Source organism: Streptomyces litchfieldiae (assembly GCF_031845365.1).
GTDB lineage: Bacteria > Actinomycetota > Actinomycetes > Streptomycetales > Streptomycetaceae > Streptomyces > Streptomyces litchfieldiae.
In genome coordinates this window covers 67,253-84,048 of the sequence record NZ_JAVREL010000028.1, presented here as the reverse complement: position 1 = coordinate 84,048, position 16,796 = coordinate 67,253, and the positions used below count along the sequence as shown (strand labels likewise).

At 74.9% G+C, this 16,796-nt stretch carries 17 protein-coding genes and 1 pseudogene; 8 read left to right on the top strand and 10 right to left on the bottom strand.

Annotated elements, in window-relative coordinates:
- Positions 1–233 (top strand): transglycosylase SLT domain-containing protein (locus RM590_RS32235; RefSeq protein ID WP_311708333.1); only part of this gene is annotated, 233 nt, incomplete at its 5' end.
- Positions 234–305: 72 nt separating this feature from the next.
- Here the strand turns inward: RM590_RS32235 and RM590_RS32230 are convergent.
- The 3 genes and pseudogenes from RM590_RS32230 to RM590_RS32220 form a co-directional block, all read right to left on the bottom strand.
- Positions 306–1,106, bottom strand: a complete 801-nt coding sequence (locus tag RM590_RS32230; RefSeq protein WP_311708332.1) for a phosphotransferase enzyme family protein — start codon at positions 1,104–1,106, stop codon at positions 306–308.
- 45 nt (positions 1,107–1,151) lie between these two features.
- Positions 1,152–2,451: pseudogene (locus tag RM590_RS32225) on the bottom strand (phytase).
- Between the two features lie 149 nt (positions 2,452–2,600).
- Positions 2,601–3,704 (bottom strand): hypothetical protein, encoded by a 1,104-nt coding sequence (locus tag RM590_RS32220; RefSeq protein ID WP_311708331.1) that lies wholly within the window; start codon positions 3,702–3,704, stop codon positions 2,601–2,603.
- Positions 3,705–3,847: 143 nt separating this feature from the next.
- Between RM590_RS32220 and RM590_RS32215 the strand changes: the two genes are divergently transcribed.
- Both RM590_RS32215 and RM590_RS32210 read left to right on the top strand, forming a co-directional pair.
- Positions 3,848–4,327 (top strand): hypothetical protein, encoded by a 480-nt coding sequence (locus RM590_RS32215; protein WP_311708330.1) that lies wholly within the window; start codon positions 3,848–3,850, stop codon positions 4,325–4,327.
- A 119-nt stretch (positions 4,328–4,446) separates the two neighbouring features.
- A complete protein-coding gene (locus RM590_RS32210) occupies positions 4,447–5,181 on the top strand; it encodes a GNAT family N-acetyltransferase (protein WP_311708329.1) in 735 nt (244 codons plus the stop codon).
- Between the two features lie 9 nt (positions 5,182–5,190).
- On the opposite strand, the gene RM590_RS32205 is transcribed toward RM590_RS32210, so the two are convergent.
- Genes RM590_RS32205 through RM590_RS32190 form a run of 4 tightly spaced genes read right to left on the bottom strand, consistent with a single transcriptional unit; the run spans position 5,191 to position 9,253 of the window.
- Positions 5,191–6,225 (bottom strand): hypothetical protein, encoded by a 1,035-nt coding sequence (locus tag RM590_RS32205; RefSeq protein ID WP_311708328.1) that lies wholly within the window; start codon positions 6,223–6,225, stop codon positions 5,191–5,193.
- A gap of 41 nt (positions 6,226–6,266) precedes the next feature.
- A complete protein-coding gene (locus RM590_RS32200; RefSeq protein WP_311708327.1) occupies positions 6,267–7,226 on the bottom strand; it encodes a cytochrome c oxidase assembly protein in 960 nt (319 codons plus the stop codon).
- Positions 7,227–7,247: 21 nt separating this feature from the next.
- Entirely contained in the window at positions 7,248–7,976 is a 729-nt protein-coding gene (locus RM590_RS32195; protein ID WP_311708326.1) for a type 1 glutamine amidotransferase, read from the bottom strand.
- A gap of 35 nt (positions 7,977–8,011) precedes the next feature.
- Entirely contained in the window at positions 8,012–9,253 is a 1,242-nt protein-coding gene (locus RM590_RS32190; RefSeq protein ID WP_311708325.1) for a MurT ligase domain-containing protein, read from the bottom strand.
- A 219-nt stretch (positions 9,254–9,472) separates the two neighbouring features.
- Here RM590_RS32190 and RM590_RS32185 point away from each other — a divergent pair, with 219 nt between their 5' ends.
- Both RM590_RS32185 and RM590_RS32180 read left to right on the top strand, forming a co-directional pair.
- Positions 9,473–9,667, top strand: a complete 195-nt coding sequence (locus RM590_RS32185; protein ID WP_311708324.1) for a hypothetical protein — start codon at positions 9,473–9,475, stop codon at positions 9,665–9,667.
- Between the two features lie 9 nt (positions 9,668–9,676).
- The gene (locus RM590_RS32180) at positions 9,677–11,086 is read left to right on the top strand and encodes a hypothetical protein (protein ID WP_311708323.1); all 1,410 of its coding nucleotides are present in this window, start codon (positions 9,677–9,679) and stop codon (positions 11,084–11,086) included.
- A 36-nt stretch (positions 11,087–11,122) separates the two neighbouring features.
- On the opposite strand, the gene RM590_RS32175 is transcribed toward RM590_RS32180, so the two are convergent.
- Positions 11,123–12,331, bottom strand: a complete 1,209-nt coding sequence (locus tag RM590_RS32175; protein WP_311708322.1) for an ROK family protein — start codon at positions 12,329–12,331, stop codon at positions 11,123–11,125.
- A gap of 18 nt (positions 12,332–12,349) precedes the next feature.
- Between RM590_RS32175 and RM590_RS32170 the strand changes: the two genes are divergently transcribed.
- From RM590_RS32170 to RM590_RS32160, 3 genes are all read left to right on the top strand, one after another.
- Positions 12,350–13,597 carry an MFS transporter gene (locus RM590_RS32170; protein WP_394814015.1) on the top strand — a complete coding sequence of 416 codons (1,248 nt, stop codon included), beginning with the start codon at positions 12,350–12,352 and terminating at the stop codon, positions 13,595–13,597.
- A 12-nt stretch (positions 13,598–13,609) separates the two neighbouring features.
- Positions 13,610–14,356, top strand: coding sequence for a maleylpyruvate isomerase family mycothiol-dependent enzyme (locus RM590_RS32165; protein ID WP_311708320.1), 747 nt, complete (start codon positions 13,610–13,612; stop codon positions 14,354–14,356).
- A gap of 78 nt (positions 14,357–14,434) precedes the next feature.
- Positions 14,435–14,926, top strand: coding sequence for a DUF4442 domain-containing protein (locus RM590_RS32160; protein WP_311708319.1), 492 nt, complete (start codon positions 14,435–14,437; stop codon positions 14,924–14,926).
- On the opposite strand, the gene RM590_RS32155 is transcribed toward RM590_RS32160, so the two are convergent.
- Positions 14,887–15,552, bottom strand: coding sequence for a response regulator transcription factor (locus RM590_RS32155; RefSeq protein WP_311708318.1), 666 nt, complete (start codon positions 15,550–15,552; stop codon positions 14,887–14,889). The genes RM590_RS32160 and RM590_RS32155 overlap by 40 nt on opposite strands.
- Positions 15,549–16,760, bottom strand: coding sequence for a sensor histidine kinase (locus RM590_RS32150; RefSeq protein WP_311708317.1), 1,212 nt, complete (start codon positions 16,758–16,760; stop codon positions 15,549–15,551). The genes RM590_RS32155 and RM590_RS32150 overlap by 4 nt, the downstream gene beginning before the upstream one ends.
- Positions 16,761–16,796: the final 36 nt, after the last annotated feature.

Genomic DNA, 16,796 nt, shown 5'->3' with positions numbered 1-16,796 from the left:
ACCTGATGCGCGAGTCCAGCGGTGACCCCCTCACCATCAACCTCTGGGACACCAACGCCGAGAAGAACATCCCCTCCAAGGGCCTCCTCCAGGTCATCGACCCCACCTTCGAGCAGTACCACGTCGACGGCACCAGCAAGAACATCTACGACCCCGTCGCCAACATCGTCGCCGCCTGCAACTACGCCGCCGACCGCTACGGCACCATGGACAACGTCGACAGCGCCTACTGACCCAGACAACCAAACAGCAACAACCACACACCAGCCCCGGGACCACCACCCGGGGCCCACCCACACCACCAATCAGCGCAGCAGCGCCGCCGTGAACGACTCGCGATGGGCCGCCTGCCAGGACTGCATGCGGTCCCAGCGCTCCCAGCCGCCGTTCTCCGCCATCGCCTGCACGTAGACGGGGTCGCCCGCGGCGATGCGTCCCGCCACGAAGGCCCGGCCGCGCTCGGTGGCCTCCTCGATCACCCGGGGCAGCACGGCGCGCTCGGACGTGGACAGACCGTAGCCGTCCGCGAGCAGCCGCAGCCGGGCCGGGGCGTCCAGCCCGGCCGGGTAGGAGCCGGACGCGGAAACGGGGTCCAGCATCGGCACCCAGTAGCGGGCGGTCATCGCCACGTCCCAGACGGGACGCCCGGGAGCCGCCAGGTCGAAGTCGATCAACGCGGCGGCCCGGCCGTCCCGGAAGACGACGTTCTCCGGGCAGACGTCGTTGTGGCACAGCACCTCCCCGCCCTCCGGATCCGCCAGTTCACGAGCCCAGCCCGCGTCGGCATCGACCGGAACGGCGGCGCCGGCCTCGTGCAGCCGCCGCAGCAGACTCCCCACCGACCTCAGGGCGGTGTCCGTCATCGCCCAGGCCGGGAACGGCGGCAGCGCCACCTCGCCCGGCAGATACGTCAGCTCCTCGCGTCCGCCGGCGAGAATCCGTACCGGAGCCGGGGCCGCGTCGAAGCCGCGCTGCCGCAGGGCGCCGAGAAAGGCGTGGATCGCGGGCGCGTTGCGTGGCGCGGGGCGTTCCACCAGCTCGCCCCGGCGCATCACCGCGCCCGCGTTCGCCATGCCGCCGGCCAGCACCTCAGGATCGGTCCTCATCTTGATCACGCTACCGCAGGGACCACCGGCGGCCGTCCGGCCCGGTCACTCGTCGACGCGGTCCAGCAGTTCGCCGAGGTCCACGAACTTGAAGCCGGTTGCGGCGCGTTCACCGTCGCCCGGGGTGTCGTGGCCGTCCTGGACGACGAGCAGCCCGTTCGGATACCTGCTGCCCAGCGGGGCGTTGAGCACGGCGGCGCCGTCGCATTCCTCGGAGCCGTCCAGCGTTCCGGGGGCGGTGACGCGGAAGCCGCCCTCGTAGGCGTTGCCGTCCTCCGGGTCGCGGTCGTAGAGGGCGAAGGTGTTGTCGCCCTGGCTGGAGGCCAGCAGGTATCCGTCGCCGCCGGGCTGGGTGAGCACGGTCAGGCCCTCGACGTCGGCCGCCAGCCGGGAGCCGCCGCTGCCGGGGTCGGTGCCCGCGACGCACTCCTCGGTCTCCTCGTCGTAGGTGCCGGGCACGCCGTACTCACGGACCCGGTCGATCAGCCGCGGCGTGGAGGTGAGATCCGCCCGCACGCGCCAGATGCCGACGTCCTCCTGCCCCATGTAGAGCATGCCGCTGGCCGGGTCGACGACCATGCCCTCCACCGCGGCAGCTCGCCCGGCTCGCCGCAGGGCGTCCATGTGGAGCCGTCGGGGAGCCGGAAGGCGGACGGCAGATCCACGCTGCGGATCGTGCGGTAGCCGACGGTGCCGTCGGCGGTAGGAAGCAGTTCCAGCAACGCCACGCTCGTCCGCTCCCGGCGGCTGACCAGGGCGAACGACCGGCCGCTGGCCCGGTCCGTCCAGGTCGCCAGGCCATAGGCGGTCCGCTGCTCGTTGATCTCCTCCTGATCGGCGGAGAACATGGGCGCCACCGCGGGGTCGGTGACATCGGTGAGCGGACCGTCGGCCGCGCCGGGGTCGATGCGGTAGAACCGTAGCCGGTCCTGGCCCCGGTCCGTCGTCACCGCCAGGTCGGCCCAGCCCGACGACAGCCGCACGCGACGCACGAGATCCACGTTGTTGAACCGGCCCGGGGCGTCGTCCGGCCGCCCGGGGGCGGGCGCGGCGATCGACTGGACCTCGCGGGCGTCGAGGTCGTAGACGCGCAGCCCGCCCTCCTTGGCCGTCGCGATCACCAGGCTGCGGTCGGGGTCGGCGGCGTTGCGCCAGATCGCGGGGGCGTCCGCGTCGGCGTTGCCACCCGCCTCGTCGTCGTACAGGGTGGCGGTCTCGGCCCGGGGGGTGATGGCGGGCAACGCCTCGGCGGTGTGGTGGTGGGCGGCGGCGGGACGGCGGCGAGCGCGGCGAGGGCGGTGACCAGCGGGAGCACGGCGGTGCGGGCGGTCCGGTTCCTGATCACGGGGCTGCTCCATCATGTCGGGAACATGGCGATGAACAGCCGTGAGCCTGGGGCGGCGGGGTGTCGGTGTCCCGCCCGGTGTGCGTGGGCCGGGTGTACGGGCCGTGAATTCACCGGCGGGTGGCGGCGCTTCCCCGGTGGCGCGGTCGCTAGGTGGTGGGGCGGAAGCCGGCGATCGTGGCCTCGACCATGCGCGCGACCGGTTCGAGCTGGGTACGCGTGGGGCGGCCGGGGACCTTGAGGTTCTGCCAGACGACCACGAAGTTCATGCCGCGGTTGATGTCGTGGACGATGAGGGCCTCCGAGACGGCCTGTTCGATGACGCCGGCGCTGTTCGGCTTGAAAGGGCCGATTCCCACCTTCGAGTGGCTGGCCTCCAGGCCGCCCCTGGGCCAGATGCCGCGGTCGTGGAACCAGCTCCGGGCGCCGCCCGCCAGCATCTGGAACAGATCGACGGGGCCGCTCTCCAGGCTCCCGTCGAACATGCGGGTGAAGAGCCGGGCCATGTCGATCGCCGTGGTGGCCTGGGCGACGGCGCCGTCGTTCGTGGAGGCGATCCGGACGGGTGTCCACTGGCCCTGGTAGTCGCCGGCCAGCCAGATGCCCCGCTCGTTCGTCTGGTCGAAGAATCCGTCGTCCCCGGCCTTGGCGTTCATGAAGCCGAACGCGACTCCGTGGACGCAGGCCGCCGCGGGGGCGTTCTCCTGGTGGATGAGCATGCCCGTCGAGTCGCCGTGGTAGCCGGGCGTGAAGTCGACATCGACCGGCTTTCCGGTGGCGTCGGTCGGGGCCTGGAGAACGGTCCGGTAGGCGGGGAGGATCTTGGTGTCGTCGGCGCCGTGCTGGGCCATGATCTTCACCGGGGTGTGGCTTTTGATGCCCGAGTCGAACGCGCCGGCGAGTTGCGCGAACAGGGCGTCGACCGAGGGCGGTTTGTTGTCCAGGCGGAGCTGTTTCGCGAAGAACCGCAGCGTGTGCGCGGCGTACACCGCCAGGAGCTTGACCAGGCTGGCCGAGTAGTGGACCTCGCCCGCGCGGTGGCCGGCCCAGGCGCGGGTCTCGATTCCCTCCTCCAGGGCGACGACCGTGAGCGCGGTCCGTTCCAGCGCGGTGACGTCGCCGCCCGTGAGGCCGCCGAGGAAGGCGTTGAGCGCGTCCTGCATGCTCCGGTTGCGGTCGGCGGCGCCCTCCGGCTGGAGGTTGTCCGCGTAGGCGCCGGTGAAGAGATCCACCACGGCGATCCACTCCTTCACGGCCGTTCCCTGCGCGGCACCGGGGCCGGTGGCCTGTGCCGATCACACCCGGGGTCCGCCGCGGCGGCCACCGGGAGAGGGCGAACGGATGACGGCCGCGACGGACACCCCAAAAGCATGAAAAGCGGATCATCCCGCTCTCAATGGGGGGCGGCACCGGGCATGCTGCCCGTAGGCGAAGGAGGCGCGACCTGCGCGCGGGCCGGGGGCTGGCGGCGGCCCGGCCGGTGGCGTGGCGTTACCTGGTCGAACGCGGCGGCACCGCCGTGGCGCTGGCCGACACCGTGGAACGGCCGCGGGACGTCGAGGGCGGCGGCGGCCATGTGCTGGCCCAGGTGAACTACGGGCCGTTCGTGTCGGGGATCGCCCGGGCGCTGGCGGCGGCGGAGCGGGCCGACGAGGCGGCGGAGGTGGAGCCCCGCGTGCTGCATGTGCCGGCGCTGCGCCTGGTGGCGGTGTGGCTGCACCAACTGGGCGGCGAGGACCGTCTCGTCCCGGCCGAGCCGTCCCCCGAGGGCATCGAGGCGAACGTGGCGCGGCCGGCCGGGGAGCTGCTGGCCCAACTCGCCGAACGGGCGCGGGCGGTGCCCGAACGTGCCCCCGACGACCAGCTCGGCGGCTGAGATCCGGGCGGGCGGCCGGTCAACTCACCGGCGCCGACCGCCGGTTGGGGGAGGGCCACGGCCCGGCGCACCCGGAATCCGGGGGCGTCCGCCCATCCCGGCGTGACAGCATGCGGGCCATGGCTCCCGATTCGCTGCCGGCCCGCGCCCGTTCTCTCTGGGAGACGGCGGCCGCCACGCCGGTGTCCTTTCCGCCGCGCGGTGGACTCGCCGTGGCCGTCTCGCCCGACTCGGGCCTGTGCCCGCCCTCCTGGGCCGGCATCGTGGTGCTGGACGGCGCGGCCATCGCCACCGCGCCGACCGCGCACGCCGCCGGGGTCCTGCGCGCGGCGCTGGGCGCGTTGCCCGTCGCGTCGCTCACCGACCTCGCGATGGTCCGGACCCGGGTGGCGGTCGCGGATGTCCTCGGCCCGGCCACCCTGGCCTATCTCTCCCCCGCCGCCTTCCGCCCGGCGGCCGGCGGGGAGAGTGCCGAGCACCTGGACCCCGGCCACCCGGAGGTGGCCGGGCTGCTGCGGGCCGCGGGGCGGGAAGACGCCGACGAGAGCGGACTGGCCGGGATCGACTCCCCCGCGTTCGTGCTGCGCGCGGGCGCGGAGGTGGTCGCCGCCGCCGGTTACGAGGTGTGGCCCACGTCCGTCGCGCACATCTCCGTGCTGACCGCACCCGGGTGGCGGGGCCGCGGTCTGGCCCGGCGGGCGGCGTCGGCGGCCACCGCCCACGCGCTGGCGGCCGGGCTGCTCCCCCAGTGGCGGGCCCGCCCGGCGGCCTCCCGCCGGGTGGCGCGGGCGCTGGGCTTCACCGAGCTGGGCGGTCAGTTGAGCCTGCGGCCGGGCGGCGGCCGGAACGGGTGACCGGGGGCCTCAGCGCCGGTCGACGCGCAGGAACAGCAGGTCGAGGAGGGTGTCGGCCTCCGCGGGCGGGCGGCGCATGGCCGGTGGCAGGGGGCAGGCGCCGGCGGCGGTGAGGTGGTGGGCGACGTCCCAGATGAACTCGTGGGCGATCACCACGGTGGCGATCCGGTGGTCCGGGGAGACCAGGGCCCCGGCCGCCGTGGCCTCGGGCCCGCTCAGCGCGTCGGCGGCGCGGTCGGCGAGCCGCCGGGCGTGCCGGTCCAGCGGGCCGCCGGTGCCGACGACCGGCAGCGCGGGCCGGCCGTCGGGGCGGCGCAGCCGCCATGTCCGGCCGTTCCGGTCGGTCACCCCGGCCGGGCGGTCCGGGTGGCCGTGCCCGGTCAGGCTCCGGGCGGCGGCGCGCAGGCCGGGCGCGTCGGCGAGGGCGGCCAGCCGGTCGGTGGTGGCGGGGGTCCACACCAGCGTGAGGGTCGCGCCGTCGCAGTCGACGAAGTTGGTGCCCGCGGCGCCCTCGCGCGCCGGGTGGAGTGCCCAGAACGCCCCGTTCCACCAGGGACGTTGGGGCGAGAGCGCCGTGTCGGGCACGGCGAGGCGGTCCCAGAGCAGCCCGTCGAGCGCGTGGCCGAAGACCACCGCGTAGGTGCTGTCGGCGAGGCCCTGGCGGGCCAGTTCGGCGCCGAGAGCGCGCGCCTCCGCCTCGGCGGACTCGGCGGTGCGGTGGGCGAGCGCGCCGAGGCGCTCCCGCAGGGCCCGCATGGTGGCGGGGCCGAGTACGGGGAAGGCGGTGCGGACGGTGTCGCCCCGTCGCTCCACCAGGCCGAATTCGGCGAGGAGTTGGAGCTGGTCGTCGGTGCAGCGCACGCCGCGCCGCGCCAGCTCCGTCACCGTTGTCCCGGCGCGGGCCTCGTACAGCAGGCGGCCGTTGTCACCCTCGGCGACCAGCGCGTGCGGGGTGCGGCGCGCGGTGGGCGCGAAGCAGTGCAGCGCCCAGCGCGCCAAGTCCCGTGGCGCGGCGTCTTCCTGGGGCGAGTGGTCCGAGGTCACGGCGTCACCGTACCCCGGCGGGGCGGAAGGGCGTGACCGGATCAGCCGCGGCCGCTGCCCAGGGAGGCCAGGTAGGCGTTGTAGTCGGCGAGGTCGCGGTCGCCGGTCCGGTCGGCGACGCGGTCGAGGCGGCGGGCCTTGCGCTGCTCGGAGAGGTACCACTGGATGACCAGCGCGACGAGGACGACGACGGTGGGGATCTCGCTGAACGCCCAGGCCATGCCGCCGGCCGCGGACTGGTCGCCCACCGCGTCGACGGCGAGCGAGGCGGGCGGGTCGGCGAAGGCGTCCACCATCGGCTCGGAGCCCATCATGAGCGCGATGCCGAAGAACGCGTGGAACGGCATCGTCGCGAACAGCTCCAGCATCCGCATGAGGTGGCCGGGGCGGTGCGGGCCGGGGTCGACGCCCATGATGGGCCAGAAGAACACCAGGCCAACGGCGAGGAAGTGCAGCATCATCGCCACGTGTCCGGCGCGCGAGCCCATCAGGAAGTCGAAGAGCGGGGTGAAGTACAGCCCGTAGAGGCTGGCGACGAACAGGGTGATGGTGAACAGCGGGCTGGTCATCAGCCGGATGTAGCGGCTGTGCAGCAGCGCGACGAGCAGCTCGCGGGGGCCGCGGCGGTCGCGGCCCGCCGCGGGCAGCGCGCGCAGCGCGAGGGTGACCGGGGCGCCGAGCAGCAGCAGGATCGGCGAGACCATGCTGATGATCATGTGCTGGGTCATGTGGGCGCTGAACAGGACCATGCCGTAGTCGTTCAGGCCGGTGCAGGTGACGGCGGCGATCGAGAGGACACCGAGGGCGAACGACAGCGCCCGCCCGAGGGACCAGGTGTCGCCGCGGCGGCGCAGGCGCACCACGCCCCAGGCGTAGAGGGCCAGGACGGCGAGGCAGCCGGTGAGGAAGACGCCGTCGGGGCTGAACTCCAGGGCCCGGCCGAAGGTGAACGGCGGCAGGTCGGTGCCGCCGCCGTGTCCGTCGTGGGGTGCCATGCGCATGATGTCGCTCCGGGACGTCTTTCAGGCTGCCTGGGTGGCCGCGGCGATCCGCTCGGCGCGCAGGGCCTCGTACCAGCGGTCGTCGACCGGGGGGAGGGCGTTGACGTCCAGGGTCAGCTTGAGGAGCAGGTCGGCGATGAGCGGGTTGCGGGCCAGGACGGGGCCGTGCATGTAGGTGCCGAAGACCGTGCCGGCCCAGGCGCCCTCGGTGCCGTCGCCGTTGCCGTTGCCGTTGCCCAGCCGGACGCGGGCGAACGGGCGGACGCCGGGGCCGAGTTGGGTGATGCCCTGGTGGTTCTCAAAGCCGGTGAGCTGCGGCAGGCGGAGCGTCTCGTCCACGTCGGCGAGGACGTCGCCGACGCAGCGTTCGCCGGTGCCGCGCACGCTGACGACGTCGAGCAGGCCGAGGCCGGGCTCGCGCTGGCCGAGGTCGTTGACGAACTCGTGGCCCAGGATCTGGTAGCCGGCGCAGACGGAGAAGATGATCGCCCCGTTGTCCACGGCGCGGTGCAGCCCGCCGTCGCGGCGCAGGCGCTCGGCGGCGAGGCGCTGGGGGCGGTCCTCGCCGCCGCCGATGAGGTAGATGTCGCCGGAGGTCGGGATGGGCTGGTCGGAGCGGACGTCCACGCGCTCGACGGTCAGGCCGCGCTGCTGGGCGCGGCGCTGGACGACCAGGACGTTGCCCTGGTCGCCGTAGGTGCTGAGCAGGTCGGGGTAGACCCAGACCACGCGCAGGCCGGAGGTGCTCATGAGGGGCCGTCCTTTCTCGGTTGGCGGGCCGGGGGTCAGTTGCCGACGGCGCGGCGGATGTCCTGGAACGCGGTGTAGTTGGCGATGGCCTCGATGCGGCCGGGCGGGGACTGCTCGACGGCCTCCTGGAGGGTGTCGTGGACCCGGAAGTCGACTCCGGCGACCTCGAGGCGGACGGCGAGGTCGAGGCGGCGGTCGCCGATGACGGCGATGGGGTGGCCGGCCAGCCGGCCGTAGTCGACGTCCCACAGCCAGGAGGTGTCGGTGCCGTCGGCGCTGCGGGCGTTGACAGAGAGGATGACGGGGGTGGGCGGCGGGTCGATCAGGGAGAACGTCTCCAGCCAGCCGGCCGGGTTCTTCGCGAGGAGGAGGCGGATGTCGCGGCCCAGGTGGTTGACCACGTCGTAGCGGCCGGCGACGGCGGTGACGGACTGCATCCGCTGGAGGGCGACCTGCGGGTGGATGCCGAAGGCGGCGGCGACGGCCGCGGCGGTGGCGGCGTTGGCGCGGTTGGCCCGGCCGGGGAGCTGGAGATGGATGGGCCAGGCGGAGCCGTGCGGGTCCAGGACGGTCTCGCCGGAGAGGATCCAGCTCGGCGCGGGGCGGCCGAAGCCGCATTCGCCGCAGCTCCAGGTGTCGTCGCCGGGGCGGTGGAGGACGCCGCCGCAGGAGGGGCAGGACCAGGCGTCGTCCTTCCACTCCTGGCCGGCGGCGACCCAGATGACGTTGGCGCTGGAGGACGCCGCCCAGACGACGAGCGGGTCGTCGGCGTTGGCGACGACGGTGGCCTTGCCGCCCTGGAGCCCCTCGCGCCAGCGCTCGGCGAGCATGCGGGTCTCGGCGGCGCGGTCGAGCTGGTCCCGGGAGAGGTTCAGCAGGGCGATGACCTTCGGCGAGACGTCGCGGGCCACGCCCGCGAGGTACTTCTCGTCGACCTCCAGCACGCCGAACCGGGCGCCGGCCCCGGCGGAGAGCGCGGAGGTGATGCCGGCCGGCATGTTGGCGCCCAGGGCGTTGGACACGACCTCGCCGCCGGCGCGCAGGGCCTCGGCGATCAGGCGGGTGGTGGTGGTCTTGCCGTTGGTGGCGGACACGAGGACCACTTCCAGGTGCCCGGCGAGACGGGACAGGAGATCGGGGTCGACCTTGAGGGCCACCTTGCCGCCGATCACGGATCCGCTGCCGCGGCCCGCCGCCCGGGATACGGCTGCCGCCGCCTTGCCGGCCGTCACGGCCAGCCTGGCCCGCGCCGACAGGGGCTGCGCGCTCTCTGTCATCGTCCTTGTTCCTCCTCGCCCTTGGCCTGTGGGCCAGCCTATCGAGGTCGCGGGCGGCTCCCGCACCGCATCGCCTCTTGTGACCGGGAGCGTTCCGGGTCGCTCGCCGGGACGGGTGTTTCCCCCATATGCACTTGTCAGTGGAAAAAATGCTCTTTGTGCGTCTTAGAGTGCTTGCGGGGAATGCCGCTCGGCCGCTCATCCGCATCGGGAGTGCTCATGATCTTGTCCATCTCGGGGGTCTTCCTCCTCGGCGTCGTCGTCTTCCTGTTCTTCCGCAAGGACGGGCTCAAGCTGTCCCACGCGGTGGTGTGTTCGCTGTTCGGGTTCTATCTGGCGGGCACGGCGGTCGCGCCCAGCATCCAGGCGGGCGGGGCCAGCCTGGCCAGCCTGCTGGGCGGGATCACGCTGTAGGCCCTGCCGATGAACGCGTTGCTGGTGGTGTTCCGGGGGCTGCGGCTGCTGGCGGCGGCGGGCCGCCGGCGGTGGTGCGGGCTGCCGCGGGAGCGGCGGGTGCCGGTGCTGCTGCCGGCCGTGGCCGTTCCGGTGCTGGTGGTGCTGCTGCTGCCGTTCGGGCCGGCGCTGGTCGCCGCCGCGGTGCTGGGCGCGGCGGCGTGGGCGGGGTGGCGGGCCGAACGGGCGGCGCGGGCGCTGCGGGCTGCGGTCGGGGAGCGGCTGGCGGTGCTGTATTCGGCGCTGGTGCCGTACTTCTCGCTGGCCGGCGACCCGTCCCCGGAGCCGCTGTACGCGCACGGCGGGGCGTGGCAGCGGTGTTTTCCGCAGGTGGAGACGGCGGACGACGGGCGGATCGTGCGGCTGCGGCTGCGGTATCCGGCGTTCTTCCCGGACGGGGACGCGAAGTGCCGGGCGCGGGTGGAGCGGACGCTGGCCGGAAAGGCGGGGCGGGGGCGGGAGTTCCGTTTCGGGTGGGACGAGGAGAGCGGGGAGCTGGAGATGGCGGCGGTGGATCCGCCGCCGACGGGGATCTGCGCGCAGCGGTTCGTGACGGGGCCCGGTGAGACGGTGCTGGGGTTCACGGACGCGGACGCGGTGGACCGCACGGTTCCGGTGCTGGGCGGGGTGGAGTACGCGGAGCGGGTGAACGCGGCGCCGGTGGTGTGGCGGCCGGGGGCGCGTTCGGGGGAGCCGCATCTGCTGGTGGTGGGGGTGCCGGGGTCGGGGGTGACGTCGTTGCTGCGCTCGGTGGCGCTCCAGGCGCTGCGGGAGGGGGATGTGCTGCTGGTGGAGGGTTCGGGGGCGGGCGAGTTCGCGTGTTTCGAGGGGCGGTCGGGGGTGGCGGCGGAGGCGGCGCCGGGGGGCGCGGTGGCGGCGCTGGAGTGGGCGGCGCGGGAGACGGAACGGCGGCTGCTGGCCGGTGGGGACAAGGGGGCGCGGGCGCTGTGGATCGTGGTGGACCGGCCGGCGCTGCTGCGGCACCTGGCGCGGGTGGAGGGGCTGGGTGATCCGCTGGATTCGCTGCTGGTGCCGCTGCGGTTCGGGCGGGCGGGTCGGGTGACGGTGGTTCTGGGCGAGCACTTCGAGGGGCTGGGTGAGCTGGGCGGCATGGCGCCGTCGTGCGCGCGGGCGCGGGTGGTGCTGGGGGCGGTGTCGGCGGAGCAGGCGGGGGCGGTGCTGGGGGTGCCCGTGGCGGGGCCGGCCGGGCGGGTGCCGCCGGGGCGGGGGCTGGCGCGGCTGGGGGCGGGGCCGGTGTATCGGTTGCAGGTTCCGGCGACGCCGGATCCGGCGGATGACACGGTGGACGAGCGGCTGCGGGGCGCGGTGCTGGCGCTGCTGCCGGACCGGGTGGGGCCGGTGGCGCGCAGCGGCATCTGAACGGCGGGCGGGAAACGGCCGGTTGGGCGGTGGCGGTCAGGCGGCGAGCGCGGCCAGGGGGTCGTCGAGGACGGGCTGCCAGGCGAGTTCGGCGGCGCCGACGAGGCTGTTGTGGTCGAGGGTGCACGGCAGGATGGGGACGCTGCCGCTCCTCCCCCACAGGCTGCGTTCCTCGACGACGGCGCGCAGGCGGTCGGGGTCGGCCTCCAGGAGGCGGCGGTGGAGGCCGCCGAGGATGATGCGGTCGGGGTTGAGGATGTTGACGAGGCCGGCCAGTCCGAGGCCGAGCCGGTCGATGACGGTGTCGGTGGCGGCGCGGGCGGCGGGGTCGGTGGCGTAGTCGGCGCGCAGCAGGTGGTGGGCCTGGTCGAGGAGGGAGCCGGCGGGGTCGGGGGTGCGGCCGGCCGCTTCGAGGAGGGCGAGGGGGTCGGTCTCGACGTCGAGGCAGCCGCGGCTGCCGCAGTGGCAGGGGCGGCCCTGCGGGTCGACGGTGAGGTGGCCGACCTCCAGGGCGAGGCCGGCGCTGCCGGTGTGCAGGCGGCCGTCGAGGACGAGCGCGCCGCCGACGCCGCGGTGGCCGGTGGCCACGCACAGCAGGTGCTGGGCGCCCTGGCCCGCGCCGTGGCGGTGTTCGGCGAGGGCGGCGAGGTTGACGTCGTTGCCGCAGAAGCCGGGGGCGGTGACGCCGGCCTCGGCCAGGCAGGTGGTGAAGATCTCGCGGACGGGGGCGCCGGCGGGCCAGGCGAGGTGGAGCGGGTTGAGGGCGGTGCCGTCGGGCTCGGCGACGGCGGAGGGGACGGCGAGGCCGGCGCCGATGCAGCGGCGGCCGCTGTCGCGCAGGAGTGCCGCCGCGGCGGCGACGACTTCGCCGAGGACCTGGGCGGGGTCGGCGTCCACGGTCATGCAGCCCGGCGCGGTGGCGACGATGCGGCCGCCGAGTCCGACGAGGGCGGCGCGGAAGCCGTCGGCGTGGACCTGGGCGGCGAGGGCGACGGGGCCGTTGTCGGCGATGGCCAGGCGGTGCGAGGGGCGGCCCTGGCTGCCGGGCGCGGCGCTGGGCCGGGAGTCGACGGTGATGAGGCCGAGCGTCTGCAGCTCACCGGCGACGGCGCCCGCGGTGGCGCGGGTGACGCCGAGCTCGGTGGTCAGCACGGCGCGGGTGGGGGCGCGGCCCGTGTGCACGAGTTCGAGCGCGGGGCCGAGGGCGTTCCGGCCTCTGTCGAGCCTGGTCCGGGTGTGGGTCACGCCCCTATTGTTTGCTTTGTGCCTCCGATAAACAAACTGCGGGCGGTTCTGGTGCCGCGGCCGCGCGCCTCGCCGGGGAACCGGCGCCCGGCGGATCCCGCTTTGCGTCAACTGCGCGTCGCGCTGACGGCGTTCTTCGCCCTGGACGGTTTCGTCTTCGCCGGGTGGGTGGTGCGGATCCCCGACATCAAGGACCAGACCGGGGCGTCGCCGAGCGCGCTGGGCGTGGCGCTGCTGGGGGTGTCGGCGGGCGCGGTGGTGACGATGACGCTGACCGGGCGGCTGTGCCAGCGGTTCGGGAACCACCCGGTGACCCTGGCCGCCGGGGTGCTGCTCGCGGTGAGCGTGGCGCTGCCGCCGCACACGCACTCGGCGGCGGCGCTGGGGGCGGTGCTGCTGGTCTTCGGCACGGCGTTCGGCGCGATCAACGTGGCGGCCAACAGCGCGGCGGTCGATCTGGTGGCGGCGCTCGGGCGTCCGGTGATGCCGAGCTTCCACGCGGCGTTCAGCCTGGGCGGGATGCTCGGCGCGGGTCTGGGCGGGCTGGTCGCGGGGCAGTTGAGCGCGGCCCGGCATCTGGCGCTGCTGGCCGGGCTCGGGCTGGTGATCGCGGCGGTGGCGGGGCGGGCGCTGCTGGCCGCCGGGGTACCGGCGCGGCCCGCGGCCGGGGCGGAGCCGGCGGCCGGGACGGGGGCGGCCGGGGCGATGCGGGGCCGGGTGCGCTGGCTGGTGGTGGTGCTCGGGTTCGTCGCGCTGTGCACCACGTACGGGGAGGGCGCGCTGGCGGACTGGAGCGCGCTGCATCTGCGGGAGTCGCTGGACGCGAGCACGGGCGTGGCCGCCGCGGGCTACTCGGTCTTCGCGCTGGCGATGACGGTGGGCCGGCTGACGGGGTCGGCGATGCTGCAACGGCTGGGCCAGGCACGGGCGTTGATCGCGGGCGGCGCGACGGCGGCGGCGGGGATGCTGCTGGCGTCGCTGGCGCCGACGGTGGGGCTGGCGCTGACCGGGTTCGTGATCACGGGCCTGGGGCTGGCGAACGTCTTCCCCATCACCATCGGGCAGGCCGGGGCGCTGGCGGGGCCGCGCGGGGTCGCCGCGGCGTCCACCCTGGGCTATGGCGGGATGCTGGCGGGGCCGGTGGCCATCGGGTTTCTGGCGGAGTGGTTCTCGCTGGCGACGGCGCTGACGACGGTGGCGCTGCTGTCGGCGGTGGCGGCGGTGACCGCGTACGGGCTGCGGCGGACCGTGCAGCCGGGGGTCTGACACAATTCCCGGGTGCGCATCGACGACTTTTTGAACGTGCTGGGCCGCGAGGGCGAGTTGCTGATCGCGGCGGCCGGGGAGGCGGGCTTCGACGCGCCGGTGCCGACGTGCCCGGAGTGGCGGGTCCGGGACCTGGTGCTGCACCAGGGCCAGATCCACCGCTGGGCGACCGGGTTCGTGGCGGAGCGGCTGACCGGGCCCCGGCCGCCGGCGGCGGAGGAGCTCCCGGACGCGGAACTCGGCGACTGGTTCCGGGCCGGGCACAAGGCGCTGCTGGCGGCGCTGACCGCGGCGCCGGACGACCTGGAGTGCTGGACGTTCCTACGGGGTTCGCCGACGCCCCGGCACTTCTGGGCCCGGCGGCAGGCGCACGAGACGGCGGTGCACCGCATGGACGCGGAGCTGGCGGCGCGGGGCCGGGTCACGCCGGTGGCCGCGGAGTTCGCGGCCGACGGCATCGGGGAACTGCTGACCGGCATCCACGGCCGGAGCGTGAGCCGGGTGCGCGGCGAGGAGCCGCGGACGCTGCGGATACGGGCGACGGACGCGCCGGCGGTGGACTGGACGATGCGGATCTCCAACGAGCCGCCGGTGACCGGCCGTTCGGTGCCGGACGCGGCGGTGGACTGCGAGATCAGCGGGCCGGTGGCGGTTCTGTACCCGGTCCTGTGGAACCGGCTCCCCTACGGTCCCGAGGTGGCCGTGACGGGTGACGCGGCGGTGGCGGAGCTGTGGCGCGCGGGGTCGGCCGTCGGCTGAGCGGCGGTGGCGTCGGCCGCGCGGCGGCGGCCGGACCCTGAACCTACCCGTCGGTAACCCGCGTGGTAGCTTCGCCGCATGGCACGTTCCGTCAGTCCCAGAACGCTGGGCCGGCTCATGCGCTGGTGGCCGCCGTACCGCTTCGCCGGCATCACGGTGCTGCACATCGCGGAGGACTGGAGCGCGGCGCGGGTGCGGCTGCGGCTCGGCCGGCTGAACCGCAACTTGTTCGGCACCCAGTTCGGCGGCTCGCTGTACTCGATGTGCGACCCGTTCTGGGCGCTGCTGGTGCTGCACCGGCTCGGCCGCGGCTATGTCGTGTGGGACAAGGCCGCCGAGATCGAGTACGTCTCGCCGGGCCGCAGCGACGTGTTCGCCGAGTTCCGGCTGACCGAGGACCGGGTGGCGGAGATACGGGCGGCGACCGCGGACGGGGCGAAGGCGCTGCCGTGGTTCGACTGCACGGTGGAGGCGGCCGACGGCACGGTGGTCGCCCGGGTGCGCAAGCAGCTCTATGTCCGGCGCAAGCCTCAGCCCAGCCAGCCGGGCCGGACCAGCCCCGACTCGTAGGCGAAGACGACGAGTTGGGCCCGGTCGCGGGCGCCGAGCTTGACCATGGCGCGGCTGACGTGCGTCTTCGCGGTGAGCGGGGAGACGACGAGCCGGCGGGCGATCTCCTCGTTGGACAGGCCGATGCCGACCAGCGCCATCACCTCGCGTTCGCGTTCGGTGAGGTCGGCGAGCCCGGCCGCGGCGGCGGGCTCCTTGGAGCGGGCCGCGAACTCGGCGATGAGGCGGCGGGTGACGCCGGGCGACAGGAGGGCGTCACCGGCGACCACGGCCCGTACGGCGCGCACCAGTTCGTCGGGCTCGGTGTCCTTGACGAGGAAGCCGGAGGCGCCGGAGCGGATGGCCTCGAAGACGTACTCGTCGAGCTCGAACGTGGTGAGCATCACGACCCGCACGCCGTCCAGGCCGGGGTCCTCGGTGATGCGGCGGGTGGCGGCGAGGCCGTCGAGCACCGGCATGCGGATGTCCATCAGCACCAGGTCGGGGCGCCGTTCCCGGACCAGGGCCAGGGCCTGATCCCCGTCGGCCGCCTCGCCCGTGACCTCGATGTCGGGCTGGGCGTCCAGCAGCGCGCGGAACCCGGCCCGCACAAGCATCTGGTCGTCGGCGAGCAGGACCTGGATCACGGGGTCTCCTTGTCGGTGAGGGGCAGCCGCGCCGTGACGCGGAAGCCGCCGCCGGGGCGGGGGCCGGCCTCGACGGTGCCGCCGAACGCGGCGGCGCGTTCCCGCATCCCGACCAGGCCGTTGCCGCCGCCGGAGCCCTCGCCGGTGGCGGGGCCGTCGTCGTCGACGCGCAGTTCCAGCAGGTCGGGACTGTAGCGCAGCAGCACGCGGGCGGTGCGGGAGCCGGAGTGCCGCACGATGTTGGTCAGCGCCTCCTGGACGATGCGGAACGCGGCCAGGTCGGCGCCGGGCGGCAGCGGCGCGGGCGTGCCCTGGGTGTGGGTGGTCACCGCCAGGCCCGCGCGCCCGGCCTGGTCGGCGAGTTCGGGGAGCCGGTCGAGGCCGGGGGCCGGGGCGCGGGGGGCGGCGCCGGGGGCGCGCAGGGTGTCCAGGACCTGCCGCACCTCGCCCAGGGCCTCCTTGCTGGCGGCCTTGATCGTGGTCAGGGCGGTGCGGGCCTGGTCGGGGTCGGTGTCCAGCAGGGCCAGGCCGACGCCGGCCTGGACGTTGATCACGGAGATGCTGTGGGCGAGGACGTCGTGCAACTCGCGGGCGATGCGCAGCCGTTCCTCGTCGGCGCGGCGCCGTTCCGCTTCCTCCTGGGCGGCGCGTTCCCGGGCCAGGCTCTCGCGGCGGATCCTGACCAGTTCGGCGACGGCGAGGACGGCGACCGCCCAGGCGGCCATCGCGGCGTCGGAGGCCCACTCCGTCGGCCCGTCGTCGCCGGGCGGCAGCCACCGGTAGAGCCAGTGGCCGACCAGCAGTTGGCCGGACCACAGCAGCCCCATGGCGGACCAGGCCGCCCTGCGGTGCCCGGTGGCGACCGCGCTGAACGCGCCGACGACCACGCTCAGGAAGACCGGCCCGTAGGGGTAGCCGGCGCCGAGGTAGAGCAGGACGACGGCCGCGACCGCGACGGCGACCTGGGGCGGGTGGCGGTGGCGCAGCAGCAGCAGGAGCGGGCCGAGAACGAGGAGCACGCGGGCGAACGGGTCCAGTTGGATCCGGTCGGGCTGGTTGTGCGCCGCGAACTGGGTGCCGACCATCTGCACGAACAGGACCGCACCGGAGGTCGGCCAGGGGAGCCGGGCCGCGCGGGGCGGCGCGGTCAGCCAGCGCTGCCAGGGCGGGCCGCCGGGGCGGCCCGGCCCAGGGGGGTGTGCGGTCATGCGGTCACGCTAGCCCGGGCGGGGGCGGGGCCGCGT

Bases quoted from the DNA above. Each gene is read 5' to 3' on its own strand.
- RM590_RS32195 (WP_311708326.1), bottom strand. From the start codon at position 7,976: ATGAGCACCTCCGGCCTGCGCGTGGTCTGGGTCTACCCCGACCTGCTC.
- RM590_RS32180 (WP_311708323.1), top strand. From the start codon at position 9,677: ATGAACGCGTTGCTGGTGGTGTTCCGGGGGCTGCGGCTGCTGGCGGCG.
- RM590_RS32150 (WP_311708317.1), bottom strand. From the start codon at position 16,760: ATGACCGCACACCCCCCTGGGCCGGGCCGCCCCGGCGGCCCGCCCTGG.
- RM590_RS32200 (WP_311708327.1), bottom strand. From the start codon at position 7,226: ATGCGCATGGCACCCCACGACGGACACGGCGGCGGCACCGACCTGCCG.
- RM590_RS32190 (WP_311708325.1), bottom strand. From the start codon at position 9,253: ATGACAGAGAGCGCGCAGCCCCTGTCGGCGCGGGCCAGGCTGGCCGTG.
- RM590_RS32210 (WP_311708329.1), top strand. From the start codon at position 4,447: ATGGCTCCCGATTCGCTGCCGGCCCGCGCCCGTTCTCTCTGGGAGACG.
- RM590_RS32160 (WP_311708319.1), top strand. From the start codon at position 14,435: ATGGCACGTTCCGTCAGTCCCAGAACGCTGGGCCGGCTCATGCGCTGG.
- RM590_RS32230 (WP_311708332.1), bottom strand. From the start codon at position 1,106: ATGAGGACCGATCCTGAGGTGCTGGCCGGCGGCATGGCGAACGCGGGC.
- RM590_RS32215 (WP_311708330.1), top strand. From the start codon at position 3,848: ATGGGGGGCGGCACCGGGCATGCTGCCCGTAGGCGAAGGAGGCGCGAC.
- RM590_RS32185 (WP_311708324.1), top strand. From the start codon at position 9,473: ATGATCTTGTCCATCTCGGGGGTCTTCCTCCTCGGCGTCGTCGTCTTC.